General features: G+C 39.5%; 23 protein-coding genes and 17 tRNA genes. 1 reads left to right on the top strand and 39 read right to left on the bottom strand.

All coding sequences use genetic code 11. The annotated features are described in order from the left end of the window. Nucleotides 1-6: 6 nt before the first annotated feature. From QZ114_RS02390 to tgt, 14 genes are all read right to left on the bottom strand, one after another. Nucleotides 7-960, bottom strand: coding sequence for a class I SAM-dependent methyltransferase (locus tag QZ114_RS02390; protein WP_295499365.1), 954 nt, complete (start codon nucleotides 958-960; stop codon nucleotides 7-9). 60 nt (nucleotides 961-1,020) lie between these two features. Next, nucleotides 1,021-1,557 (bottom strand): class I SAM-dependent methyltransferase, encoded by a 537-nt coding sequence (locus QZ114_RS02385; RefSeq protein WP_295499430.1) that lies wholly within the window; start codon nucleotides 1,555-1,557, stop codon nucleotides 1,021-1,023. Nucleotides 1,558-1,640: 83 nt separating this feature from the next. Then, on the bottom strand, nucleotides 1,641-2,054 hold the full coding sequence (comGG, locus tag QZ114_RS02380) for a competence type IV pilus minor pilin ComGG (RefSeq protein WP_295499362.1): 414 nt from the start codon (nucleotides 2,052-2,054) through the stop codon (nucleotides 1,641-1,643). Next, the gene (gene comGF / locus QZ114_RS02375) at nucleotides 2,032-2,493 is read right to left on the bottom strand and encodes a competence type IV pilus minor pilin ComGF (RefSeq protein ID WP_295499359.1); all 462 of its coding nucleotides are present in this window, start codon (nucleotides 2,491-2,493) and stop codon (nucleotides 2,032-2,034) included. Before comGF ends, comGG begins: the two co-directional genes overlap by 23 nt. Then, a complete protein-coding gene (gene comGE / locus QZ114_RS02370) occupies nucleotides 2,456-2,758 on the bottom strand; it encodes a competence type IV pilus minor pilin ComGE (protein WP_000413380.1) in 303 nt (100 codons plus the stop codon). The genes comGF and comGE overlap by 38 nt, the downstream gene beginning before the upstream one ends. Further along, the gene (gene comGD / locus QZ114_RS02365; protein ID WP_295499349.1) at nucleotides 2,721-3,155 is read right to left on the bottom strand and encodes a competence type IV pilus minor pilin ComGD; all 435 of its coding nucleotides are present in this window, start codon (nucleotides 3,153-3,155) and stop codon (nucleotides 2,721-2,723) included. Before comGD ends, comGE begins: the two co-directional genes overlap by 38 nt. Continuing rightward, nucleotides 3,118-3,441: a competence type IV pilus major pilin ComGC gene (comGC, locus tag QZ114_RS02360; RefSeq protein WP_295499343.1), complete on the bottom strand. Its 324-nt coding sequence runs from the start codon at nucleotides 3,439-3,441 to the stop codon at nucleotides 3,118-3,120. Before comGC ends, comGD begins: the two co-directional genes overlap by 38 nt. Before the next feature lies 1 nt (nucleotide 3,442). After that, nucleotides 3,443-4,459: a competence type IV pilus assembly protein ComGB gene (comGB, locus tag QZ114_RS02355; RefSeq protein ID WP_295499427.1), complete on the bottom strand. Its 1,017-nt coding sequence runs from the start codon at nucleotides 4,457-4,459 to the stop codon at nucleotides 3,443-3,445. After that, complete coding sequence (comGA, locus tag QZ114_RS02350) at nucleotides 4,407-5,348, bottom strand: competence type IV pilus ATPase ComGA (RefSeq protein ID WP_295499341.1); 942 nt, start codon at nucleotides 5,346-5,348, stop codon at nucleotides 4,407-4,409. Before comGA ends, comGB begins: the two co-directional genes overlap by 53 nt. Before the next feature lie 65 nt (nucleotides 5,349-5,413). Beyond that, the gene (locus QZ114_RS02345; protein ID WP_295499338.1) at nucleotides 5,414-5,779 is read right to left on the bottom strand and encodes a DUF1033 family protein; all 366 of its coding nucleotides are present in this window, start codon (nucleotides 5,777-5,779) and stop codon (nucleotides 5,414-5,416) included. 128 nt (nucleotides 5,780-5,907) lie between these two features. Then, a complete protein-coding gene (locus QZ114_RS02340; protein WP_295499335.1) occupies nucleotides 5,908-6,966 on the bottom strand; it encodes a zinc-dependent alcohol dehydrogenase family protein in 1,059 nt (352 codons plus the stop codon). 155 nt (nucleotides 6,967-7,121) lie between these two features. Beyond that, a complete protein-coding gene (gene nagA / locus QZ114_RS02335) occupies nucleotides 7,122-8,273 on the bottom strand; it encodes an N-acetylglucosamine-6-phosphate deacetylase (RefSeq protein WP_001134552.1) in 1,152 nt (383 codons plus the stop codon). A 141-nt stretch (nucleotides 8,274-8,414) separates the two neighbouring features. Next, complete coding sequence (locus QZ114_RS02330; RefSeq protein WP_295499330.1) at nucleotides 8,415-10,232, bottom strand: acyltransferase family protein; 1,818 nt, start codon at nucleotides 10,230-10,232, stop codon at nucleotides 8,415-8,417. A gap of 100 nt (nucleotides 10,233-10,332) precedes the next feature. After that, on the bottom strand, nucleotides 10,333-11,475 hold the full coding sequence (gene tgt, locus QZ114_RS02325) for a tRNA guanosine(34) transglycosylase Tgt (protein ID WP_295499327.1): 1,143 nt from the start codon (nucleotides 11,473-11,475) through the stop codon (nucleotides 10,333-10,335). Between the two features lie 116 nt (nucleotides 11,476-11,591). Here tgt and QZ114_RS02320 point away from each other — a divergent pair, with 116 nt between their 5' ends. Further along, entirely contained in the window at nucleotides 11,592-12,449 is an 858-nt protein-coding gene (locus QZ114_RS02320; RefSeq protein ID WP_295499324.1) for a DUF975 family protein, read from the top strand. Between the two features lie 25 nt (nucleotides 12,450-12,474). On the opposite strand, the gene pcp is transcribed toward QZ114_RS02320, so the two are convergent. The 25 genes from pcp to QZ114_RS02195 all read right to left on the bottom strand — a co-directional run bounded on the left by pcp (nucleotide 12,475) and on the right by QZ114_RS02195 (nucleotide 23,051). Continuing rightward, nucleotides 12,475-13,119, bottom strand: coding sequence for a pyroglutamyl-peptidase I (gene pcp, locus QZ114_RS02315; protein ID WP_295499321.1), 645 nt, complete (start codon nucleotides 13,117-13,119; stop codon nucleotides 12,475-12,477). A gap of 114 nt (nucleotides 13,120-13,233) precedes the next feature. Next, the gene (locus tag QZ114_RS02310; RefSeq protein WP_295499318.1) at nucleotides 13,234-13,596 is read right to left on the bottom strand and encodes a DUF1304 domain-containing protein; all 363 of its coding nucleotides are present in this window, start codon (nucleotides 13,594-13,596) and stop codon (nucleotides 13,234-13,236) included. A 10-nt stretch (nucleotides 13,597-13,606) separates the two neighbouring features. Next, on the bottom strand, nucleotides 13,607-14,032 hold the full coding sequence (locus QZ114_RS02305) for a MarR family winged helix-turn-helix transcriptional regulator (protein ID WP_295499316.1): 426 nt from the start codon (nucleotides 14,030-14,032) through the stop codon (nucleotides 13,607-13,609). A 314-nt stretch (nucleotides 14,033-14,346) separates the two neighbouring features. Then, nucleotides 14,347-15,498, bottom strand: a complete 1,152-nt coding sequence (locus tag QZ114_RS02300) for a LysM domain-containing protein (RefSeq protein ID WP_295499313.1) — start codon at nucleotides 15,496-15,498, stop codon at nucleotides 14,347-14,349. Between the two features lie 161 nt (nucleotides 15,499-15,659). Next, nucleotides 15,660-16,283 carry an HAD family hydrolase gene (locus QZ114_RS02295; protein ID WP_295499310.1) on the bottom strand — a complete coding sequence of 208 codons (624 nt, stop codon included), beginning with the start codon at nucleotides 16,281-16,283 and terminating at the stop codon, nucleotides 15,660-15,662. Between the two features lie 3 nt (nucleotides 16,284-16,286). Further along, a complete protein-coding gene (locus QZ114_RS02290; protein ID WP_295499307.1) occupies nucleotides 16,287-17,567 on the bottom strand; it encodes an MATE family efflux transporter in 1,281 nt (426 codons plus the stop codon). 60 nt (nucleotides 17,568-17,627) lie between these two features. Beyond that, entirely contained in the window at nucleotides 17,628-19,112 is a 1,485-nt protein-coding gene (thrC, locus tag QZ114_RS02285; protein ID WP_295499304.1) for a threonine synthase, read from the bottom strand. 75 nt (nucleotides 19,113-19,187) lie between these two features. Beyond that, nucleotides 19,188-20,465, bottom strand: coding sequence for a glutamate-cysteine ligase family protein (locus QZ114_RS02280; protein WP_295499301.1), 1,278 nt, complete (start codon nucleotides 20,463-20,465; stop codon nucleotides 19,188-19,190). Nucleotides 20,466-21,553: 1,088 nt separating this feature from the next. Beyond that, a tRNA-Ser gene (locus QZ114_RS02275) sits at nucleotides 21,554-21,641 on the bottom strand. Nucleotides 21,642-21,647: 6 nt separating this feature from the next. Next, nucleotides 21,648-21,721, bottom strand: a tRNA-Ile gene (locus QZ114_RS02270). A 34-nt stretch (nucleotides 21,722-21,755) separates the two neighbouring features. Further along, nucleotides 21,756-21,826 (bottom strand) — tRNA-Gly (locus QZ114_RS02265). Between the two features lie 16 nt (nucleotides 21,827-21,842). Beyond that, nucleotides 21,843-21,915: transfer RNA gene (locus tag QZ114_RS02260), tRNA-Phe, on the bottom strand. 3 nt (nucleotides 21,916-21,918) lie between these two features. Beyond that, a tRNA-Met gene (locus tag QZ114_RS02255) sits at nucleotides 21,919-21,992 on the bottom strand. Nucleotides 21,993-22,002: 10 nt separating this feature from the next. Continuing rightward, nucleotides 22,003-22,092 (bottom strand) — tRNA-Ser (locus tag QZ114_RS02250). Nucleotides 22,093-22,102: 10 nt separating this feature from the next. Then, nucleotides 22,103-22,176, bottom strand: a tRNA-Ile gene (locus tag QZ114_RS02245). Nucleotides 22,177-22,189: 13 nt separating this feature from the next. Next, nucleotides 22,190-22,263, bottom strand: a tRNA-Met gene (locus QZ114_RS02240). Nucleotides 22,264-22,268: 5 nt separating this feature from the next. Further along, nucleotides 22,269-22,342: transfer RNA gene (locus QZ114_RS02235), tRNA-Pro, on the bottom strand. 14 nt (nucleotides 22,343-22,356) lie between these two features. Next, nucleotides 22,357-22,430, bottom strand: a tRNA-Arg gene (locus tag QZ114_RS02230). A 10-nt stretch (nucleotides 22,431-22,440) separates the two neighbouring features. Beyond that, nucleotides 22,441-22,526, bottom strand: a tRNA-Leu gene (locus QZ114_RS02225). Between the two features lie 8 nt (nucleotides 22,527-22,534). Next, nucleotides 22,535-22,606 (bottom strand) — tRNA-Gly (locus tag QZ114_RS02220). Between the two features lie 22 nt (nucleotides 22,607-22,628). Then, nucleotides 22,629-22,701, bottom strand: a tRNA-Thr gene (locus QZ114_RS02215). Nucleotides 22,702-22,719: 18 nt separating this feature from the next. Beyond that, a tRNA-Leu gene (locus tag QZ114_RS02210) sits at nucleotides 22,720-22,801 on the bottom strand. 5 nt (nucleotides 22,802-22,806) lie between these two features. Beyond that, nucleotides 22,807-22,879: transfer RNA gene (locus tag QZ114_RS02205), tRNA-Lys, on the bottom strand. A 24-nt stretch (nucleotides 22,880-22,903) separates the two neighbouring features. After that, nucleotides 22,904-22,976, bottom strand: a tRNA-Asp gene (locus QZ114_RS02200). Between the two features lie 2 nt (nucleotides 22,977-22,978). After that, a tRNA-Val gene (locus QZ114_RS02195) sits at nucleotides 22,979-23,051 on the bottom strand. Nucleotides 23,052-23,131: the final 80 nt, after the last annotated feature.

The raw sequence follows: 23,131 nt of genomic DNA, 5'->3' as shown, positions 1-23,131 counted from the left end.
TCTAATCTATATTTCAGCACCTTGAGTCCATTTTTGAAAATTTTCTTTAAATTTCATTAAAACACTTGCATCTTGCAAGCTAGTAAGTGGATAAACAAAGGGGTCTATAGTCGTATCGACTTTCTTTCTTAAAATAAAAATGGTTTTAGATTGTTTAGCATTGGCAAAAAGATTCTCAGGTAAACTAATCATAGCAACCAGACTTGCATCTTCTTTCAACCACCCTTTCAACAAATCACTTTGAGGACTGGTCAACAAATCACTCGGAGCTAGAAAAATAGCGTATCCGTCTGACTTGAGATACTTAAGTCCTTGTTCCATGAGCAAGTGATGGGCGTAAGTATGTTCTTGACTAGAAGCAACTTGATGGCGCGACGCAACGGCATCATCAGGATAATAGCCGACAGGCAAGTCGCTGATGACCACATCGCTTTCTTTGAGCATTTGTGGACGAACGGCATCTCCTTGAACAAAGCCTGCCTGCAAACCAATTACATCTGCCATACTAGCTGCCACATCAATCAGCAAATCATCTACTTCCATTCCCAAGTAATCCACTTTTTTAGCAAGCGAGGTCAAGAAAGTAGCTCCCAGAATTCCCATGCCAGAACCCATTTCGAGGATAGTGATTTCCCCCTCTTTAAACAACTCTTCCACAATAAACACCAAAAGTAAAGCAATAGCATCTGGTGTAAACTGGTGATTGGCCTGCAAGGGTTCTGTTTGCCCACCCTTCATCAAGAGAAACTGGTAGGTCTTGAGCCATTCTTCTTTGCGAAGTGCTAAGCGCTTAAGGGCTTGATTGTTGTCTTTGACCTGTTCTAGCTCAGTCTCACCATCCAGATAGATACTATTTTGCTCCACCAAGGCGTCATAAAAATTGGTTGCCAAATCGCTTTGGATGACTTGGACATTCTCTAGTAAATACGTATAAGCTTGTTCAATTTTTTCAAAATCCATATTCCTATCTTATCAAATTTCCCTCCTTTTTTCCATCCTTATAGAAAAATCACTCCCTGACTAGGCGAGTGATTTTTGGGCTACTGTAAAAAAGAGTTCTGAGTAATTTCCTTGAAACAGGTCTTCAGCGCTATAGAGGATCTGACTATACACAGATGAAAAACCATGCTCAATTAGCTTTTTTCCCAATTCAGGCAATTCAAAGCCGTGATGGTTGGCTTCCGCCTTGGTAAAATCAGCAATGAGGAGTCGCCCATCTTCCTTCAAATGTTGATGAAACAGTGAGAGGGCTGTATCCAAATCAGACATATGATGAAGAACCCGACAAACAACAATGAGATCAAACTCTTGATCCAAGGGATTTGCCAGTAAATCCTGCTCCAAAAGCTGGATATTCTTGATTTCTTGTCGCTCCGCTTTCAAACGAGCTTGCTCCAGCATTTTCTCCGAAATATCCACCAATGTTACAGACTTGGCTTGTTTAGCCAGAGGCAAGGCTAATAGACCCGTGCCACCACCGAAATCCAAAATTTCTTTGTCTGATAGAAGATCCAGCTGTTTCTCGACAGCTTGACAAACCAAATTTGCAAGAAAGATATTTTTAGGTGAATCAAAAGTTTCTGCTTTGTGGTTAAAATCATGTTTCCTGCTTTTAGTTTAGCACAAAGTAGCTTGATTAGCTAGGAATTCTCTTTCTTTTCAACCTTCTCTTCAGATTTTTTCTTCTCTGCTTGATCATTTGAATCAGTCACTACTCTTTCCTTTTTATCCGTTTTCTCTTCTTTGATTTTGACTGAAGGAAATAGGAACTCATATTGGCTCTTAGGCGTACGAACCACTGTCGTCAAGTTTGCTTTCTTGTTTTGATAACTCACCTGACCCAGATTAAAGGCCTGTTCCCCACTTTCTTTCTCAACCTTATCTTTGGTTCGCTTGGCCATAGCAAAAGCAACCAACTTTTCTTTATTTAAAGCATAGTCTTGATAGTGGGCGACTTGTCGGTTCAAGTAAAATTGTAACAAAAGACTAAAGATAGCTGCTATGGTTACCGCATAGAGGAGAACACCTGCCTTAACTTTTTTCTTTTTCCACACGATAGATGAACTCCCTTTCTAAGCCTTTTTGGAACTGGAAACGAAATCGCACCAGTTGATTGTCCTCTGTAATCTGCGCAGATTTGAGGCCATAAACCATAGGCTGATAGCCTCGTCCACTGGCATCGGTTTTCCGAAAATCGTCCGATTTAGACTTACCTATAGCGATATCCTTGCCATCCTGCTTCATATAGAGGCGATTGCCCTCCACTTTTTCGAATTGCGAACGATCTAATTCTGCCTCCAGTTGGTCCACAAACAGGAGCCACTCTTTTTGCTCACTTTGCTGCTGGTAGCGAACTTCTGAAATAAGGAGCTGGCTCATGGCTTGAAAGAGGAGTAAACTTCCACTGATGACAATGAGAGCAATCAGAGATTCCAACAAAGTAAAAGCCTTGACCTTATGGCTCTTTGATCGCCAACAACTGTTCTGAACCATGGTAGACCTCCAATCCCTTTTCACTAGAAAACACCTGAATCTCAACTCCGTTGATGTTTACTTGATTTTGACCTGTCTGCAAGGCCATCTTAGCCACCCTCAAGACTTCTTCCTTTTGCAAGATTTTTGCTTCTTCTTGCCTATTTTTTTGAATTTGCCCCAAAAGGAGGGTCGCGATGCTGGCAAAGATAGCTAGAGCGACTACTGCTTCCAGTAAAATCACTGCCCTAATTTTTTGTTTCCTTAATGCGTTTAATTTTTCCATTTCCTAGATATAATTGATAGCGAATCGCTCCTTTACTGGTCTGAAATTCAACCTTAGCCAGGGACGAATTGCCCCCAGCTCGGTCAAATATGATACTTTGTCCTGATGGTGCCTGAATCCCTTTGGGGACTGTCAACTTTTGACTGCCATTGCTGATCGTCTGCCCATCTAAGTTTAGACTAGTCTTTTGCTGACTGGCTACACTGCGTTTTTGAGTTTCCCGATAGAGTTCTTCAAACTCCATAAAGAAAATCTGCTCCTCTACTGCTGCAAAAGTGGACTGGACAGAGCCGGATAAGCCCAAGGCAAGGATGCTCACAAGCCCCAAAACCAAGAGACTTTCCAGCATGGTAAAGGCCTTAATCTGCGACCGTTTGAGTCTTATTTTGTTTTGCATGATATTCTTTATAAGCCTTAGCCTGTTCCTCAGTGATTCTACCATCTGCTTTTAATTTACTTAGACTGGCCTCTTCATTTTTATCCAAGCTATAAAGTTCTGATTGGCTTTCCACTACCTTAACAACAGCAGCTTTTCCTTTATCGTTAACCGCTTCTTTTTGCTTGGTCAAATTTGGTACAAAGAGTAAGAGGAGAACACTGATAATCAGAAGGACTACCAACATTTCCACAAGAGTAAAGGCTTTTGCCTTCGCTGTTTTCAAGTATGTCATCATTTTTTTCATGTTAAAAATTTACCTCCATATTTTGATACATGGGCATCAGCATTGCCGCATAGAGCAAAACGATAATAAGGGCCACAAAGATAAAAACCAGTGGCTGCACCAAATTCATAGTGCGATTGACTCGGGTAAAAAAGGATTCCCACGTTTTTTCAGCATAGATTTCTAGTTCACTACCTAGCTTGGATTTGACTTCTCCGTATTCAATAATCAAACTTAACTCCTTCTTAAAGAACGGATAGGTCGCTATCGTCTGAGAAAATTCCTGACCATTTTGCAAGGCTCCAGCTAGATTTTGACCAATTTCTTTAAAGAGTTGAGAACCTTGTCCCTGCATCATCTGAAAAATTTGGCTCAACTCCATTCCTTGCGAGATCATATTCCCCCACTCACGCGCGTAATAGGCTGTCAAATAAGTTTGAACGAAGATACCAAAGAAGGGAATTCGAGCCAAGATAGAAAAGACACGCATCTTAGAACTTCTTTTATAGAAAAGACTAGCTAGAAGTATTGCCAACAAAACAAGCCCTGCTACTCCTAGAAAGATTTGGGGTAAATTACCGATGATTTGCGTGGCAATATTACTACTATCCAGTTGTGGTAGCAGGTAGTTCCGTAACCCCAGCATGATAACTAAGAGAAAACCTAGTAAAATCACGGGATAGGTCGCTACTTCTATTAATTTTTTCTTAACCTTGGCAAGATTTTCCAGGTATTCTTCTATCTTTCTTAAACTCAGATGGAGATTGCCATGCACCTCTGCTAGCGACAGTTGGGTGACAATAGCTGTTGAAAATCCGATACTATCCATCATCTCTGAGAAAGATTTTCCTTGAGATAAACCTTGGCGCATCTGCTTCACAAGTTGCTTTTCTAGTAAGCAACTCCTATCTAAAAAAGATATAGTCTCCACCAAATGAAATCCACTGGAAAAAAGATTATTAAACAAGGTAATGATATTTTTTTGCTTAGCTGTAGCTAATTTTTTCCCTTTCAGCCTGAAGACTTGTGATATATCCATCTTTAAGAAGCTGGTCAATTTGCTCATTCCATTTGTCTGCTTGATGTTCTTGATAGTCTTGGTTTGCAAAGTCAACAATTCCTCCTCCCCTGATTAATCTTTGGTAACAAACTCCCTGAAGCACTACGCTGAGTTCCTCCTCGCTCACCCCTAGCTCCAACAGCCTCTCGTAAACACCGCGAATACTCTTTGCATGAATGGTTGAAAATACTGTTGCCCCTGTCAAACTAGCCCTAACAACAGCGCGCGCTGTTTCACTATCACGAATTTCCCCTATAATCAAGAGATCAGGACGATGCCGTAGGGAAAGCTTGATAAGATTTTCATAAGTCAATCCAATCGTTTCATTTAGCTGTAGTTGAAGCATATCTTCTTGCTTGATTTCAACAGGGTCTTCAATGGACATAACCTGTTGCCCCTTAAAGAGGGACTTGGCCAATTCATGCATCAGGGTGGTCTTTCCACTGCCAACTGGTCCTGCAAAAAGGTATAAGCCTCTTTGTCTGAACTCTTTCCCAAGTTCATCAATATCTTGAAACCAAAACTTCAGTTCTTTCTCCTCATCATGCAACAAGCGAATCACTAAGCTTTCATTACCCCTATAATCTCCCACAGTAGACAAACGAAGTGAAGCAACTTTTCCATCATAAGGGTAATCACAGGATCCAAGCTGACTACGTCGTTTTTCTCCCACATTCATACCTGCTACAAATTTGAAGTGGCTGATAACAGCTGCAAACTTTTCAAAGTCATAAGAGCCAATCTTGCATCGCTCATCTCCCACTCTCATATGGAGTTCATAGGCATCCAATTTAGGAACAAAATAAATATCTTGTGCAACTTTTCTCCTAGCTGAACGAATGATTTCTTGTGCAATTTCTTGAACCATAATTTCCTCCTCACCATTACTATTCGTAAAGAAATAAAAAAAGCAACTCAAAAAGTTGCTTTTTTCTATGTTAATTTCATACGACAAGAACGATGTTTTTGTCTCCCTGTCTGTTTTTCATAACCTGGTCTTAATTTTTCATCTGGAATAACACGTTCATCCTCTAAAAGGGCTAAGGAATGGTATTGTTGTAAATACTCATCACACTCCTCGCACCAACGCTGATCGTCTGGATCCCAAAAAATAGTCATCAAATCACTTCTACTTTTATATTGGGGCAATTTTTGTTCCAATTGAAACCAGCAAGATTTATAGTATTTGAGAGCATCATAATACTGATCAAATTTTCGACTTGCTACAACATCTTCTTCCCAGCCTTCTATGAACCACCAGGGTTCAAAATCCCCATACATTTCTATAACACGATACATACTCATTCATTCCTTTGTACCGTATATTATAACCAATTCCCATCAACAATAAAAGAAATATGCTCATTTAAACGTTCTCAAAAAGAAAAACAGCTACCTTAAAGATAGCTGATTCTACTGTTTAATCATTAAGCTTCAGAAATATCGTTTTCTATGATAACCTTAATCGCATGATGATCTGCAGCTTTTCTAAATACTTCATAAGCTTTTTCGATTTCACTGAGTTTGAAATAATGAGTTATCAATTTTTCTGGTTCAATCTTATGAGTTTCAAGAGCTTTCAACAACTGAGGTGTTGTATTTGTAGATACTAAACCAGTAGTGATATTGATATTGCGGATCCAAAGTCTATCCAACTCAAACTCAACTGGTTTACCATGTACACCACAGTTAGCTACTGTTCCGTCTACAGCGATAATCTTTTGGCAGAAATCAAATGTTTCAGGAATACCTACAGCTTCAATAGCTACATCTACTCCACGACCATCAGTTAGGTCATAGATTTCTTTAATTGCTTTTTCAGAATCTGCCGAATTTACTTTATGAGTTGCACCAAATGATAATGCAGTTTCCAAACGGTTATCATCCAAGTCAACCATGATTAATTTAGCTGGTGAGAAGAATTGAGCTGTCAAAAGGGCTGCCAATCCAACTGGGCCTGAACCAATAATCGCAACGCTACATCCTGGTTCTACTTTCCCTTTTAAAACACCAATTTCATAACCAGTTGGTAAAATATCTGACAACATAACAAGAGCTTCATCTGATAAACTTGCAGGTGTGTGATAAAGAGTGTTATCAGCATGAGGTACACGTAGATATTCTGCTTGTGTACCATCGATCAAGTGCCCAAAAATCCATCCACCTTCATCTTCACAGTGAGCATAGATTCCTTTTTTACAGTGGTAGCATTTACCACATGAACAAACACATGAAATTAGTACTTTATCGCCTTTCTTGAAGTTAGAGACACCTTCTCCAACCTCTTCTACAATACCAATTCCTTCATGACCAAGAATAGTACCACTTTGGCAAGCAGGCACATCTCCTTTTATGATATGAAGATCTGTTCCACAAATAGTAGTTTTAACGAGACGTACGATAGCATCTGTTGGCTTGCGAAGGACTGGTTTTTCAACATCGACAAAAGAAGCAAGTCCTGGTTTTACATAAGTATAGGCTTTCATAAAGTACCCTCCGTTATTTTATTTGTATCTATATTTTAATTGTAAGCCTTTTCATTTGTTTCTTCAAGCTTTTTTTGTGATTTTTTAGCTTTTTGTTTACTGATAAAATACCATAAATAAAAAAGCAGAGGCCATCAATAGTCTCTGCTTTTATGTTATGCTTGGTAACGTTTCACACCATCTAGATACGTAGCTACCAATTCCAAATCTTTGTCTAAAACAATAAAGTCTGCATCATAACCTTCACGAATTTGTCCACAGACATCGTCAATATTAACAGATTTTGCTGGGTTAAGGCTAGCCATCATAACCGCTTCGTGTGGATTTGCAATACCCCACTCGACTACATTTCTCATACCATCTTTAAGTTTGAGGATAGAACCTGCCAAATTACCAGTAGATTTGAGACGTGCAGTTCCATTTGCTACTACAACAGGGAATTCTCCCAACATATAGTCACCATCTTCAAGCCCACCAGCTGTCATACAGTCCGTAATAAGAGCGATGTTTTCTGTCCCCTTCTGCTTAAGTAAAATCTCACAAGCTTTTGGATCTACGTGATAACCATCACAAATCAATTCTGCGTAAGTATGTGGGAGCTCATACATAGCTCCTACCATACCGAGTTCGCGGTGTGTTAAACCACGCATCCCATTATAGGCATGTACCCATACACTAGCTCCTGCATCAACTGCCTTCTTAGCTTGTTCAAATGTCGCATCTGAGTGTCCAAGTGCAACTGTCACACCTTCACCTGTAATAGTACGTACAAAATCTTCCACCCCATCACGTTCTGGTGCAATAGCGATTTTATTTAGCATCCCTTTTGCAGCATTCTGCCAAGAATGAAACTCCTCAACACCAGGGTCTCTCATATAAGTTGGATTTTGTGCCCCCTTAAAAGTTTCTGTGAAATATGGACCTTCATAATAAATCCCACGAATCTTAGCACCTGTTGCTTCTTTGTAATGGTTCCCAAGATTTTCAGTGACTGCAAGCAATTGCTCATAAGTGGCTGTTAAAGTTGTGGGCAAGAAACTGGTAACACCGGTACTAAGAAGTCCTTCACTCATAGTATGCAATGTACCTTCAATGTTGTTGTCCATCACATCTACACCTGCATATCCATGAATATGAGTATCCACAAGACCGGGTGCAATGCTATAACCAGTATAGTCAAGAACCTCTGCTCCTTCAGGAATTTGATCCACATGTTTCCCAAATTTGCCATCAACAAGTTCTAAGTACCCACCGCGACGAATGCCAAATGGATAGAAAAACTGATCAGCTTTAACGTAATTAGGCATAATAATGACCTCCTTAAAAGATTACTTTTGATATTTATTATGTCAATTACATTATAAACTTTTCTGATTCATTTGTAAATGGTATAGACCTATTTTCTGGATATATTTTAAAAGAGTTGGATTCCCCCAACTCTTAATGTTTTACTTTGTCTTGACAGGTTTTTCTTTAGCTGCCTTAACAGCTTCAGAAATAGTGTCTGAATATAATTTTGAACCAGCCTCAATCTTAGTATTATCACTACCAAAATGAATCTGATCGGTTCCAGTCCATATTTCAGGATGTTTTTTAGCAACCTCATTCCAGTCAGCAATCGTAACATAAGGTGTTTTGGTTGCGAGCTCTCTCATATATGACGCAGATTTTTCAACTATTTCATAAGTATCTTTTTTCTTGTCTCCTTCATAAGGAGTAACCAAGATCAAATGGTGACCCTTTGGAAGATTTTTAACCATACTGTCCCAATCTTCTTGGTAATTTTCAGGATTATTTACTCCCGTTGCAATGATTACCATTTTAGGTAAAAATTTATTCTGGCTATTATTAAGCATGATTTCATTGGCATTCTTAGTTGTTCTGCTGACCTGTGCATTGATTTGAGCACCAGGTAAAGCTGTTTGAAGAGCTGTATTCGCTCTTAATGCAACCGAATCACCAATTAGCATGATTCCGTCAGCAATACCTAAACTACTTGCATCAGCACGTTCTGCCATCAATTTTGATTGGGTAAGGTTGCTAGCGGCTTGTTTTAATCCGTTTACAGTTAAATCTGTTTCAAAAGCTCCCACTTGTGGCGCCAAAAGTGTTACCAATAGAACTATTAAAGTCAAGACACCTGTAATCGATGCAAGTATTCTCTGAATATAAGGAAAGGTACGAAACGTTTCCAAAATAGGTGTATCCTTGCCTGCAATCCAAGGTTCTAAAATATAAAAAGATAGACTGGCAAAACTATAAGAAAAAATAAGAGTCAGTAAGACAGCTACAAGATTTGATGTCAACTGGGAAAAAATAATATAGAAGGGCCAGTGGAAGAGATAGACATCATAACTAGTATCTGCCAAAAAACTAATTATCTTAGGTTCCTTTGTACTTAATGTTTTTTCATGTAAAACACGCGCTGCAAAAATCATCCCGAGAGCCGCAAGGCTTGTAAGTAAAAATCCAAACAGGTAAGTGAATAGATAAGTGAATTTAACAAACAATGTCAGGAGAAGTAATAAGGCAAAACTTCCTCCGAAAATGAATAAGGTCTTCCTTAAATCCAACGTTTTATCAAATTGCTTGACCAAAGATGTTGTCTCACGAACACCCACTACAGTTGCCAAAATACTTCCCAAAAAGAAGGGATAAATATGAGTTAAACTTGAAAAATAAAGGGATGAATAGGAGTTCACTAAAAAACTACCGATAAACATGGAAAAGAAACTAATCAAAAAGCTTGCTATAGACAAAAGAAACACTATTCCTCTAAGCTCACCTTTCGATCTGGCCCATTTAGATAAAAACCAAACCGCCAAGCCCCAAAGGATATAGTAGTGAACCTCAACCGCCAAACTCCAATTATGAACAAACAAATGTGGAATGAACTGAGATTCGTAGCTACCTCCCGTGAGCATCTCATAAAAGTTAGTCATGAATCCAAGAACTCCAGCTATTTGCCCACCAATTCCAGCTACATAATCACGACGCACTAGAAACGTAAAAGGGATAGTCACTAAAATCATCACTACTACTGGAGGAAAAATCCGATAAAAACGCCTTTTCAAAAAACCTAGTAGAGCAATTTGTTGATGGTTATTAAATTCTTCAATTAGTAGAGCAGTAATCAGGAACCCTGAAAATGTGAAAAAGACATCTACCCCAAAAAATCCTCCAGGAAAGACGGTCTGAAAAAAATGATACAAAAGTACCAATAGTAATCCTGTAATCCTAATCAAAGAAAACCATTTAATACGCATACGAGTTTTTTCTCCCTTTCATTATTCACTTTATTCTATCAAAAAAAGAGGAAAAATCCCAAGAGAAAACTTAGGATTTTGGTATTCTTACTTTTCACTATTAGAAATTGCGTCCTGACTTATTATAGCCATATTTTTCAACAAAATGCTCACGGAATTCCAAAAGATTATCATCCATAATAGCTTGACGGACCTGCTTCATCAGGTTAAGTAGGAAGTAAAGATTATGGTAGCTAGTCAAGCGAATGCCAAAAGTTTCATCTGCTTTAAGCAAGTGACGCAAATAGGCGCGTGTATAGTTTTTACAAGTGTAGCAATCGCATTCATGATCCAGTGGCGTAAAGTCCTCTGCAAACTGAGCATTTTTAACAACTAATCTTCCTTGACTAGTCATACAAGTTCCATTACGAGCGATACGAGTAGGTAAAACACAGTCAAACATATCTACCCCACGAATAACCCCATCAATTAAGCTATCTGGTGCCCCCACTCCCATCAGGTAGCGAGGTTTATTTTCAGGAAGGAGTTGAGTGGTGAAGTCTAAAACTGCGTTCATCTCTTCATGAGTCTCACCCACTGCCAAGCCACCGATCGAGTAGCCTGGAAAATCCATGCTAACTAGGTCATTCGCTGATTGGCGACGAAGATCTTCAAAACCTGCTCCCTGCACAATCCCAAACAAACCTTGGTCATGTGGACGACGATGAGCTTTAAGACCACGCTCAGCCCAACGGCTGGTACGTTCGATTGATTTCTTTACGTAGTCATAAGGTTGATAGAACTGGGGACACTCATCAAAGGACATCATGATATCTGACCCCAAATTATTCTGAATAGAGATGGCTTTTTCTGGCGATAGAAACATCTTGGAACCATTGAGATGGTTTTTAAAGGTTACCCCTTCTTCTGTGATATTTCGGCTATCTGCTAAAGAATAAACCTGGAAACCACCACTATCTGTCAAAATAGGCTGGTCCCAGTTCATAAATTTGTGGAGACCACCTGCGCGTGCAATAAGTTCGTCACCCGGGCGAAGCCATAGATGATAGGTGTTGGACAGGATAATTCCAGACCCCATCTCTTTTAATTCTTCTGGTGACTGAGTTTTGACAGTTGCTTGTGTTCCAACTGGCATAAACATAGGTGTTGGAAAGGTTCCGTGTGGGGTAATAATTTCCCCTAGACGTGCTCCTGTATGTTTTTCTTTCTTAATCAAACGGTATTTGATTGGTGAATCTGACATTTTCTACCTCCGAAGCTGGGAAAGACAGTCCCAGTTCATACTTTGTGCCCAAGGGCATACTGTATGATTTTATCAAAAAAAGCAGGAACTGTCACGAACTATGGTATAATGAGAGAATGAAAAACACAAAAATTGATTTAAAAACAATTCGTCTGCAAGCCAGACAATTACAGTCTGAAAACCCCCGCCTCTTTCTTGTCTTTACGCTACCGAGTATCTTCTTTATCTTATCAGCTTTTTTAAATCCCTTAGACCGAATTCAAGAAAGTCTAATAGAACTACCTTTTCCCAGTATGCTAGGTCAGATACTTCAAGCTTATCTTTTCCCTTTTTCTGTGTCCTTGATTGCTTCAATTTTTCTGACTAGTGCTGTCTTTACAACCTTACAACTCATTAAAAAACCTGAACTAGAGTTGTCAGTTAAAAGTGGCTTTAGCCTCTTTAGTGAAGAGCGTTTTTCCCAAACCTTTCTGACTCTTCTTCTCAAACGTTTCTATCTCTTTTTATGGAGTATCCCAAGTTTAGTTGGTGTCTATTTTCTATTTTATAGCAGTCACCTAGTAAAGCAGTTTGTTGCCTTACATCCTGAATTCCCAAACCTAGACCTGTCTTCAATCGAAAATGAACACTTCCTTATGACCTTTGGATTTTACTTTTTAACAAGTCTCATCTTGATGATTCTCGGAAATAGTCTCTATATCCCACAATACTATGCTTATTCACAGGTGGAATTGCTCCTCTGTGACACCCTAGACTTGGGACAAGCCAGACCTGGACAAATTCTTAAAACCAGTCGTTTCTTGATGAAGGGCTATAAGTACCAACGCTTTATTCTGGACTTACAATTACTGCCCTGGTACTTTTTAAACTGGATTACCTTTGAGATTGCTAGCTTTTCTCTTCTACCTTATATTCAATCTAATAAAATTATTTTTTACCGAGCATTGCTGGCTCGAAAACGTCCAAAAGCTTGAAGGTGACCCCTCAAGCTTTTTTCTATCAATGAGTTTCTCCGCCTACCAACTTGAGGTCCTTATCTCCATACTCTATGGTAGCTCGAATTGCAGCCTCTATTCCTCGAACGATATCAACTAAATCCATTGCTGGCGTATTGGGTTTATCTATCACTTGTTCCATCATATAAGGAATATGCATAAATCCTGCCTTGATAGTTGGAAATTCTTTCTCAACCAAATAAAGTACCTGATACATAAGATGATTACAAACAAATGTCCCTGCAGTATTGGAAACAGAAGCTGGTAATCCCTCCTCTTTTATAGCTTGAACCATAGCTTTAATGGGGAGACTACTAAAATAGGCAGGAGGCCCATCTAGCTGAATGGGACGGTCAATTGGCTGATTGCCTTCATTATCTTGGATACGTGCATCATCTTGGTTGATGGCTACTCGTTCAGGTGTAAGTCCCTTTCTTCCACCTGCTTGGCCTATACACAGAACGATGTCTGGTTGATAAATCCTTATCTCCTCCTCTAAAATCTTGGCTGATTTATAAAATACGGTTGGAACTTCTAGCCATCGAACTTCAGCCCCTTGAATCTCAGAAGGTAAGGATTTGATAGCCTCTAAGGCTGGATTGAGCTTTTCTCCACCAAAAGGATCAAAGCCTGTCACTAATACTTTCATTTCTATCTCCTTACAAATGATTCCATGAAACTCTTTTCTTAAATATAAGTATAACATATTTCCCTTATTCCGGAATCGAAAATCACTAGCGAGACTGGTTCCGCCTTTTTAAGTTTATTTAAAGAAGAAAATACTAATCAAGGCCAAAATAGCTGATCCACCTTGCTTCAAAATAATTTTCTTATCTGCTGTCAGAGAGCCGTAAGTCGCAGCACTAATCACAAATAAGACAAAAATAGTTACAATTTCTAAATTCTGTGAGAAATAAATTCCATACAAGAGAGAGACCCCTAGCAAAGCATTATAGATTCCTTGATTTTTAAACAATGAACTTACTGACGGACGAGACAGTTCCTCCTTGTCCATGTTAAAGACACGACTAGTTGCATCTGATTGCGTTGCAATACTTTCCAAATAAAAAATGTAAAAATGCTCCAAAGCAACAATCGTTGCTAAAATGATTGTAATGATAGACATCTATTTCTCCTTAAATCACTATATTTTCAATGCCCAAAACCAATTTATTTAATAAACGGCTGAGTTCTGTTCTCTCAGACTCTGTTAAAATACTTTCCATTGCTTTCTTAACCTTGATATGCTGCAGAGGAGGATTCACCACTAACTGCTCCTTGGCATACTTTGTAGTCTCTACCAACACTTCCCTTTGATTTTCAGGATTGCGATGACGTTCAACCAAACCTTCCTTTTCCAAAATCTTGAAATGTCGGGTTAAGGCAGCTTGATCAATCTTCAAACGCTCCTGAACTGCCATTTGGTTACATGGGGAATTCTCCAGCAAAAATAGTAAAATCTGATACCGTGTCAAACTAATCCCAAGTCTTTTTTCAAACAATTGCGTACTCGCTTGCTCAGACAAGCGGAGTTGATAAAGTAAATCTTGAATCTCTAGCATTTCTTTTCCCTTTTTCTTGATTCATCAATAGTTGACTTGTCAAATATAATGCAAAGTAAAATAGATTGCAAGAATTATGATTAAAACATTACAAAATGGTAACTTTCAATTTTTCATTCATATTGTCAATGAAAATCAAAGAGCAAACTAGGAAACTAGCCGCAGGTTGCTCAAAGCACAGCTTTGAGGTTGCAGATAAAACTGACGTGGTTTGAAGAGATTTTCGAAGAGTATGACAAAGAAAAACGAACGAGACTCACTTCCTATCACGAAAGCTAGATCTCATTCGTCAAAATGATATTACCAAGTCAGGTTTATCCATTCATTGAAACGTGAACGTGGTCATAGTGGTTTTCTGTCACGCTACCACGGTCTGGCATTGGATTCCAAGTGTTAGCTGGTCCATATTTGCTATCGAATGGAGCATAGAAACGTTGTTTCCATATGATATAACTAATTCCACGACTAGCCATGTTTTGAATAGCGTATTCCGCAATCTTATCCCCTAGTTCTGAGCTTTCTGGTACCATAAAGTCGATAGCCAAACCTTTACCATGATCACCACTGTCTCCAGGACGGTAACCACTGAAGGATGTAATTCCAAATAAATTAGCGATCTCTTCTTTAAAGGCAGCTGTTTGTGGTTTTAAACCAGCATTTTCAGACTTAGCTGTAGCAATTCCTGCATAATCAGGAGCTGCTGGTGCAGAATAGGCTGTGGAGACAGTTTGATTCTTTTCTGGTTGATAAGCAGGCACTTCTTTACCAGTTCCAACTGCTGCTGATGCGTCTTTAACTTTTTCTGAGCTTGTTTCTGCTACTTTTTCATCAACTGTAGCTTCAGTTGCAGTTGATGAATTCGTCACTGTTGACTTATCTTGAGACCTTACCTGAGACGTTTGAGAAGCTTGCTCTTTTACAACACTAGTTTTCTCAGTCGATGCGACTTTTTCAGAAGCAGCCACTGTCTCTGTAACTCCTGAACTTATTGCGACTTCTTTTGTACTTGTAGTCTCTATCACTTTTGGCGCTTCTACAATTGGTTGGGAAAGATCTGCAACTTGAACAATTTGATTATCAACTGTCACTTGATTGGTTGTCAAATCTGCTGTCGCAGTTGTCACTTCTTTACTAAAATCTACTTGAGGTGTTTGGATTTCAACCTCTGTTACCTCTTTTGCTTCATTAACAGTCGTTGTCAAAACAGTATCTGGGAAAATTAAGTCCATATTGGTAATTTTATTTAAATTGGCTAGAACCGTAAGATCTACATCCAAAGCCTCTGCAATGGCGCTTAAGGTATCTCCATACTGAACTGTATAAGTCGTCTTGTTCTTGCTTTTAGTTAGATCATTTTTAATTTGCTCAACACTACGAGCAGTCCAAATAAGCTCTTCTGCTTGAGTTGCTAATACAGGGGCTAAAGATAAGGCTACTGTTGAAGCTAATAATATTCTTTTCTTCATTCTTTCACATTCCTTTCAAATGAGTATCTGTCTATCATAACACAAAAAAATAGAAAAAAAGCCCTCAGCGGGCTATTTAACAGAACTGTTGATTTATTGTAACAAACATCATTACTTGAAATAGTTTGTTAGGTTTCTGTTATGTAACTGACACATTTTGCTTAATCCTCCAAAAAGAAAATTGATAGAATATCCTCTAATTTTTGAATTCTATGATTTGCCTCATAAGGTGATTCTAAAAAGTTAATACTCTGGATCTGGCTATTTTGAGCAAATTTCACATCAAGGATACGGTCTCCTATATAATAAGTATCTATCGGATTCAACTGATACTTATCTAGCAGATATGTGGCCGCTTCTGGAGATGGTTTTCGCGCAAAACCACTCTGACTAGTTAATATCTCTGTGAAATAGGATTCCAATCCTAAGTCTTTTAGGATAGTGAAAGCATTGTCCCCCTTATGCGTATATACAAACTGCTGAATTCCATGTTCAATAGCCCAATCCAGTACTTCACGCGCACCTGGTATTAAAACGACATGGGCATTTTTTTCTGCCAAACTCTGGGCGCGCACCTGATTTAGCACTTCCACATCCAGTTTTCTCTCTTCTGCCACCTGCACAAGCAAATCCTGTACAGAATACTTGAGGATATAACTTCTCACTTCCTCCTTATGATAAGGAATCGCAAACTGACGAAAGGTCTCCTCAATCCCTGATAAAATGGCCTCATAAGAGTCCAATAAGGTTCCATCTAAATCCCAAATAAAGGCTATTTTACCCATCTTCTATCCTTTCAACATCCAATAACGTCGGTAACGGTAACGCAGGAAAAGCCACCGGAAACTATTGTCCAAAAGCGTCCCCGCCCAAATACCGGGCAAACCCCATCCAAACAAGATTCCCATCACATAACCTGTCCCAATTCTGATACCCCACATTCCAAAGCTTGTAGCATAAAAGGGAAGCCGAGCATTCCCCAATCCCTGCCAAACAGCTGTATAAATGACTGTCCCTGTCGTCATAGGTGTTCCTAATAGTGAAAAAAGTGTCACTAGCACACTGGCATCAACCGCTAGAGGATTAGTTGTATAGAGATGAGTCAGTGGTATCCCTAAGGCATAGATACTGAAGGTCAAGGGCAACATAAGGATTAGGGAAAGCCAAAAGGTTTGCTTACTCAAACTAGCTACTCTTTCCCAATTATCCTCTCCAACTGCTCGGGCTACCAGCATAACCGTTGCTGTAGCAACGCCAAAAACAGGCATGTAGTTAAACTGGGTCAAGACTTCTCCGACTGCATTTCCAGCCACTGCCTCCGTTCCAAAAGAAACGACCAAGGCAATGATAACGACATCACCAGCCCGCATCATAAGCCGCTCTCCAGCTGCTGGCAAAGCCAAGGTCAATAGTTCCTTATCTACACCAAAAGTCGGTTTCTCAAAAGGCAGCTTTAATTGCGACCACAAAATCACAAGACCAATCAAACGAGACAGAATAGTTCCCCAAGCAACACCAGCAATCCCCATATCAAGAACAAAAATAGCTAGACTTGAAAAAAGAATATTCAAGGCATTGGATAAAAGACTAACATAGAGAGGCAGTCGTGGATTATGAGTTGCACGAATCAAGGCACCCAAACTGGTCATTAATCCCAAGAGAACAATCGATCCGCCTACCAAAGATAAGTAGAGTCCACCACTCTCAGCTACATCTCTCTCCGTCCCCAAAAGTCCTATCATATCTTGTCCAGCAAAGATGGACAAAGCTCCTAAAAGGAAACTTAATAGTAAGGTAATCTTCAAGGCTTCAGTCACATGATAGGCTAGCTTAAACTGATCCTTCTGTCCTAAACTTTTTGAAATAACACTGGAAATAGCAGCTCCCAGAGCAATGAAAATCGCCTGATAAATCGTGATAATATTGCCAGCTACTGATACACCCGAAATGGCTATCAGTCCTAAATGAGCAACCAAATAACTGTCCACCATCCCCATGAGCATCTGCAAAAAGTTTTCACCCATAGCTGGCAAGGCAATATTAAGAATGTCTTTATTTTTCTTAAACAATCCTTCCTCCTGATGAAAAGAAACTCAGTTGGTTTCCCAACCGAGTTTACTCCCTCTATCTTAAAGCCCTAGATAAGCCTCAACCGCTGCTTGCATGTCAGTGGCTGCCACTGTCGTCTTATGACGAACAGGAGCTGTTTCAAGCCCATCAACTGCTGGTGGCACAGCCACTCCTGAGATTTCATGTAATTGAGCCAAAGCTTCAAAGTCAGTTAAGCCAACTTTCCCAGTTACAGCTTCTACTGCAACTACTGGGAACTTGTATGGACTAGCTGTTGATGCAATCACTGTCTTAGTCGCATCGCCAGTAGCCGCTTGGTATTTTTTATAAACTGCTGAGGCAACCGCCGTATGTGGATCCTCGATATAAGAATCTGACTCATAAACACGCTTGATTTCTGCCGCTGTTTCTTCCTCAGTCGCATATTCAGCTGCAAAGAGGTTAAGAATAGCCTCGTCGAAATCTGTCAATTCATATTGGCCTTGAGAATTCAAGGAATTCATAAGTGCTGCTGTCTTAACCGCATCATTACCCAAAAGATGGAAAATCAAACGCTCCAAGTTCGAAGAGACTAAAATATCCATAGAAGGACTTGTTGTCACCTTAAACTCACGTTTCTTGTCATAGACACGAGTTTTAAAGAAGTCTGTCAAGACATTGTTGTCATTTGAAGCACAGATTAATTTGCCAACTGGCAGACCAATTTGCTTAGCATAAAAGGCAGCCAAGATATTTCCAAAGTTTCCTGTTGGTACTGTAAAGTTAACCTTATCACCAGCCACAATCTCACCAGTCTTAACCAACTGAGCGTAGGCATAAACATAGTAGACAATCTGTGGTACCAAACGACCAATGTTCATAGAGTTAGCTGATGAAAATTGTAGTTTATTGACAGCCAATTTTTCACGAAGGACCACATCGTTGAACATGTGCTTCACATTTGTTTGCGCATCGTCAAAATTACCGTCTATAGCGATAACATGAGTATTGTCACCAGTCTGAGTGGTCATTTGCAACTCTTGTACCTTGCTGACACCATCCTTTGGATAAAAGACGATAATCTCAGTACCAGGAACATCCGCAAACCCTGCCATAGCAGCTTTCCCAGTATCCCCAGATGTCGCTGTCAAGATGACAATCTTATTCTCCAAACCATGTTTCTTAGCAGCTGTTGTCATAAAGTATGGCAAGATAGACAAGGCCATATCCTTAAAAGCAATTGTTGAACCATGGAAAAGTTCCAAGTTATATTGGCCGTCTAATTTCACTAATGGCGCGATAGCTGGAGTATCAAATTTGCTATCGTAAGCATTGTTGATACAGTAGTCCAACTCCTCAGCTGTAAAGTCATCTAAAAATGCTGACAAAACTAACCTAGCCACTTCTTGGTAAGAAGCATCTTTCAATTTGTCAAAGTCCAAATCTACCTTTGGATAAGTAACTGGTGTAAATAAACCACCGTCCGTCGCCAAACCTTGCAAAATAGCTTGGCTAGCAGTTACTGTATTTTTCGCATCACGCGTTGATTGATAAACTAATGTCATTACTCTCTATCCTTTATCTATAGTCTCTTCCATTATATCATGATTTTTCAGAAAATTCTCCCTTTATAAGAGAAATTATAGGTTCAATTCTTCTCTCAAAGGCTGTAAGTAAGTCATTTCTTGCTTATTTCTCATCTCCAGTCCTTCCTCAGCTAGCAGGAGTAAGTCTTTGGAAAATTCAATAATCGTAGTTTCTTCCTCATCTGTAAGCTTTTTCTTAGAAAATTGTTGTCTTAAAAACTTATAATCTCGCCCAAATTCTTTAAAGAAAGGTGCTGTTTCTAAGTAAGCTTCTAACTTATCTAAATTAAGCAACAATCCCAAGTGAAAAGCTGCTGAAGCGAAGGTTCTATCTAGAGGTTGAGTACACACACTACGAAACTCAACTGTCCCTCGAGTTGTTAAGTCCTGGTACTGGTAACTACGATGAGTTTCAAAGTCTTTCTCTTGAGGGTAAATAAGAACCTCATCCCCATTAAGATCAAATGCTTGGATTTCAGATGTCGCCAAATAGTCTCTTGCCTGAATCGGATAAAAATAATAGGTTTGCCCATCACGTTCCGCAGTAAAAATTGCAGAATGATCTAGATAATCAAAAAAATCATCCTCATCGTTAAAGAGTCTAGCATTGACCCCGACGTTTTCTGGATAGATACCATGCATAGACTCTTCCCAGAAAATATCCCTTGCAATTTTCGTATCCCAATCTGCACCCGAAAACTCAGAGTTTGCAAATAAATAAGCCTTCACTGCTTCAATTTGGGTAAAAGCATTAATCACCCGTAAGTAGTTAGATTTTGAAACATCAAGCTGAACCTGACTCCCACAGATAAAAGCACCATATTCAGGGAAATGATGTAAAGGAATATCTGTAACAGTTCTACTCATCTTCAAATAACTCATCAACATTTGATAACGTGAATAGGCTACAGGACAATTCTTATTTTTATCCCAGTTAGGATGAATTCCACAACCAACTATAGCATGGTGATCTTCTCCTAATTTCCTTTGAATAACATCAATGTATTGTTGGAAGCGAGACTCTACATCCTTAATTGAATCAGTCTTTGCAAACGCAAATTCTATAGTCGTATAAGATACCTCAAAAAGAATCCTATCCTGACTTATAGAATCAACAAGCTGTATTGGATTACCAAAATCATCAATCTTTTCAATAGCAAAGTTTAATCTAGACGTCAGAAATCTCATCAAATTCTGAACTACTATAATATCTGTAGCTTGACCATCGATACTAACAACTGGATATTCTAACTCAATACCAACAAATATCGAAGGATTATCCCTCAAATTTTTTAAATAACGGCCTTTTAGTAACTCAATCGAACGTGACATATTCACCAAACTCTTTCACAATCAAAATAAAATATGAATAACTAATATTATACCAAAATATCTAGAAGCAGAGTAAACTAGACAATAAATAATAAAAATTATTTTTATACTAATGAAAGGCTATATTTCAAGTTCAAGTTAGCTAGCGAGAAGTCTTCTTTAAGCAACCTGCAGTTCAAGCATTTTTTTAGAAAGTTCTAAACCTATTTTCGCTGAAAGAGACTACTTTAGGAGTTATTTTATTTGTTCCATTAAACAACAATCTACGGATGATTTTAAGTGTTTCTCATCAGTACACCTTCCTCAAGAGGCATAGAAGTGGACACAGTAGATATCTTTCTTAAAAAACATCTCAGTCAAGTGGCTTAATTCCGTCTCATTACTCTCCTTATAGAAAAAATTTGATGTTGTCTTAAGATATGTTTTAGAACTTACTTGACATGCTCAGCGCTTTTATTTGGAAACAATCGGATGATTTGATGTCTACTCTTTCTATTAGTCAAGTAAGCAGTAGTTTTTAGATCTTTAAACATCCATAACTTTAAACCTTGTATTTTATAATGCCCGTTCTCCAATAAAAAATTGATAGTGTCTCCTGTCACTGTACAATGTATTTAGAAGCAGGTTTAAAGTTTAGCTAGCTTATTTCTTACTGTTATTACTTTCCTTTTACCACCTTCGGTTAAACTCCTACTATAGATTTTAAGCTGTTGCCTTATCCAGTATAATTACCTTTCATCTCTATGTCTTACATGTATAAATTTTTGAACATGATATATAATATATAGATATTTCTTATGCTTAAATTAGCTTCACTTACAAAAGAAATCCTTGAACCTGTCAACAAATGAAATGCTTAACTTTCTATAAATTAATTGATTCGTCTTATTTTTAGGAAGCATAGATGGGTAACTTCATTCCAAAAGTTTTTATAAATGATTCTAATGTTGTTTTGCTTGAATCCCATAATAGATTATAAGAACTTTATTCTCAAAAAGCTATATATAAAAAATAAAGAATTTACCAAATAGAAGAGACAAAATATCTTTATTAGTAACGAAAAAAAGAGTCATTGACTCTTAATTATACGGAGAATAAGGGATTCGAACCCTTGCGCCAGTTACCCGACCTAACGATTTAGCAAACCGTCCTCTTCAGCCTCTTGAGTAATTCTCCTATTAATGGGCACGAGTGGACTCGAACCACCGACCTCACGCTTATCAGGCGTGCGCTCTAACCACCTGAGCTACGCGCCCAAGTTTAAAACTTGGTAATTTGAACAAAGTTCAAAGCGGGTGACGAGAATCGAACTCGCGACAACAGCTTGGAAGGCTGTAGTTTTACCACTAAACTACACCCGCATATAAAATTTCAAAATGGCGCGAGACGGAATCGAACCGCCGACACATGGAGCTTCAATCCATTGCTCTACCAACTGAGCTACCGAGCCGTATTGCGGGAGCAGGATTTGAACCTACGACCTTCGGGTTATGAGCCCGACGAGCTACCGAGCTGCTCCATCCCGCGTTATTATTAAAGGAGGATGTGGGATTCGAACCCACGCACGCTTTTACACGCCTGACGGTTTTCAAGACCGTTCCCTTCAGCCGGACTTGGGTAATCCTCCATTATTTAAATGGACCTTGTAGGACTTGAACCTACGACCACTCGGTTATGAGCCGAGAGCTCTAACCAGCTGAGCTAAAGGTCCAACAAGATCAAAATAGCGGCGAAGGGGATCGAACCCCCGACCTCCCGGGTATGAACCGGACGCTCTAGCCAGCTGAGCTACACCGCCGTATATCGGGAAGACAGGATTCGAACCTGCGACACCTTGGTCCCAAACCAAGTACTCTACCAAGCTGAGCTACTTCCCGAGTTATATAGTAAATGCACCCTAGAGGAGTCGAACCTCTAACCGCCTGATTCGTAGTCAGGTACTCTATCCAGTTGAGCTAAGGGTGCTCATTATTTATGCCGAGGACCGGAATCGAACCGGTACGATCGTTACCAATCGCAGGATTTTAAGTCCTGTGCGTCTGCCAGTTCCGCCACCCCGGCCTCTTTAAAGCGAACGACGGGATTCGAACCCGCGACCCCCACCTTGGCAAGGTGGTGTTCTACCACTGAACTACGTTCGCACTATTTTCTTCTACATAAAAATGCCGGCTACATGACTTGAACACGCGACCCTCTGATTACAAATCAGATGCTCTACCAACTGAGCTAAGCCGGCTCATTTATTATTCCTTAATGCGGGTTAAGGGACTTGAACCCCCACGCCGTTAAGCGCCAGATCCTAAATCTGGTGCGTCTGCCAATTCCGCCAAACCCGCATATATGACCCGTACTGGGCTCGAACCAGTGACCCATTGATTAAAAGTCAATTGCTCTACCAACTGAGCTAACGAGTCTAAAATAACTTTCATTATTTTAAACGGTCCCGACGGGAATCGAACCCGCGATCTTCGCCGTGACAGGGCGACGTGATAACCGCTACACTACGGGACCTATGGGAGTTAACGGGATCGAACCGCTGACCCTCTGCTTGTAAGGCAGATGCTCTCCCAGCTGAGCTAAACTCCCTAGAGCTAAGCGACTTCCATATCTCACAGGGGGCAACCCCCAACTACTTCCGGCGTTCTAGGGCTTAACTTCTGTGTTCG

This window comes from uncultured Streptococcus sp. (assembly GCF_901875575.1).
Classification (GTDB): Bacteria; Bacillota; Bacilli; order Lactobacillales; family Streptococcaceae; genus Streptococcus.
This window is presented reverse-complemented; position numbering and strand designations above follow the sequence as displayed.

Bases quoted from the DNA above. Each gene is read 5' to 3' on its own strand.
- comGB (WP_295499427.1), bottom strand. From the start codon at position 4,459: ATGGATATATCACAAGTCTTCAGGCTGAAAGGGAAAAAATTAGCTACA.
- QZ114_RS02340 (WP_295499335.1), bottom strand. From the start codon at position 6,966: ATGAAAGCCTATACTTATGTAAAACCAGGACTTGCTTCTTTTGTCGAT.
- comGA (WP_295499341.1), bottom strand. From the start codon at position 5,348: ATGGTTCAAGAAATTGCACAAGAAATCATTCGTTCAGCTAGGAGAAAA.
- QZ114_RS02280 (WP_295499301.1), bottom strand. From the start codon at position 20,465: ATGTCACGTTCGATTGAGTTACTAAAAGGCCGTTATTTAAAAAATTTG.
- QZ114_RS02330 (WP_295499330.1), bottom strand. From the start codon at position 10,232: ATGCGTATTAAATGGTTTTCTTTGATTAGGATTACAGGATTACTATTG.
- tgt (WP_295499327.1), bottom strand. From the start codon at position 11,475: ATGTCAGATTCACCAATCAAATACCGTTTGATTAAGAAAGAAAAACAT.
- QZ114_RS02310 (WP_295499318.1), bottom strand. From the start codon at position 13,596: ATGTCTATCATTACAATCATTTTAGCAACGATTGTTGCTTTGGAGCAT.
- QZ114_RS02345 (WP_295499338.1), bottom strand. From the start codon at position 5,779: ATGTATCGTGTTATAGAAATGTATGGGGATTTTGAACCCTGGTGGTTC.
- comGD (WP_295499349.1), bottom strand. From the start codon at position 3,155: ATGCAAAACAAAATAAGACTCAAACGGTCGCAGATTAAGGCCTTTACC.
- pcp (WP_295499321.1), bottom strand. From the start codon at position 13,119: ATGAAAGTATTAGTGACAGGCTTTGATCCTTTTGGTGGAGAAAAGCTC.
- QZ114_RS02295 (WP_295499310.1), bottom strand. From the start codon at position 16,283: ATGGGTAAAATAGCCTTTATTTGGGATTTAGATGGAACCTTATTGGAC.
- QZ114_RS02300 (WP_295499313.1), bottom strand. From the start codon at position 15,498: ATGAAGAAAAGAATATTATTAGCTTCAACAGTAGCCTTATCTTTAGCC.
- comGE (WP_000413380.1), bottom strand. From the start codon at position 2,758: ATGGAAAAATTAAACGCATTAAGGAAACAAAAAATTAGGGCAGTGATT.
- thrC (WP_295499304.1), bottom strand. From the start codon at position 19,112: ATGACATTAGTTTATCAATCAACGCGTGATGCGAAAAATACAGTAACT.
- nagA (WP_001134552.1), bottom strand. From the start codon at position 8,273: ATGCCTAATTACGTTAAAGCTGATCAGTTTTTCTATCCATTTGGCATT.
- QZ114_RS02305 (WP_295499316.1), bottom strand. From the start codon at position 14,032: ATGCTAGAGATTCAAGATTTACTTTATCAACTCCGCTTGTCTGAGCAA.
- QZ114_RS02320 (WP_295499324.1), top strand. From the start codon at position 11,592: ATGAAAAACACAAAAATTGATTTAAAAACAATTCGTCTGCAAGCCAGA.
- comGF (WP_295499359.1), bottom strand. From the start codon at position 2,493: ATGGTTCAGAACAGTTGTTGGCGATCAAAGAGCCATAAGGTCAAGGCT.
- QZ114_RS02390 (WP_295499365.1), bottom strand. From the start codon at position 960: ATGGATTTTGAAAAAATTGAACAAGCTTATACGTATTTACTAGAGAAT.
- comGC (WP_295499343.1), bottom strand. From the start codon at position 3,441: ATGAAAAAAATGATGACATACTTGAAAACAGCGAAGGCAAAAGCCTTT.